1 protein-coding gene is annotated in these 536 nt (G+C 59.1%); it reads right to left on the minus strand.

Annotation, left to right across the window (positions count from 1 at the left end):
* A partial coding sequence (locus ACGLHR_RS52215; RefSeq protein ID WP_400104033.1) for a transposase occupies positions 1-536 on the minus strand: 536 nt, incomplete at both ends.

The following is a 536-nucleotide window of genomic DNA, read 5'->3' on the forward strand; positions in this document are numbered from 1 at the left end:
AGCGCTATCATCTCAAGGTAGGGCTTCCACATGTCCGAGCAGACGAACTCAACCTTCTCACATACCTGTTTACCGATCATGGCGAAGAACTTGGCGAAGCTTGCCTTCGTGCGCTCCTGCCCCACCCATAGCAGACGCGTGCAGCCGGCCTCGATCTGGTAGACCAGGGTGAGGTACTTGTGTCCACGACCATACTGGATCTCATCGACGCCAATGGCACGGATCGTACCGAGTTCGCGATGGGCCAGCCCCCAGTCCACCACCCACTCCACTGCATTGAAGACTTTCTCCCAACTGGTGCGGAAGCTTTGTGCCGTCTCCTTCCACGACAGCTTGCGTGCCCACTGCGCTAGGAACAGCATGTAAGCCCGGGTGAGCGTGTGCTTGCCGTTGGCCCACGGCAGGGCTTCGACCTTCACGCCACAGTCACGACAATCGACGCGCCGCATGGTATAGAGAAGGAACACGGCAAAACCCCAGACCGGAATAAACTCGAACCTGCGCTGTGCGAGCGTGTCGTAACCCCGCGCAGGCTG

Source organism: Cupriavidus sp. CuC1, assembly GCF_044627735.1.
GTDB classification, from domain to species: domain Bacteria; phylum Pseudomonadota; class Gammaproteobacteria; order Burkholderiales; family Burkholderiaceae; genus Cupriavidus; species Cupriavidus ulmosensis.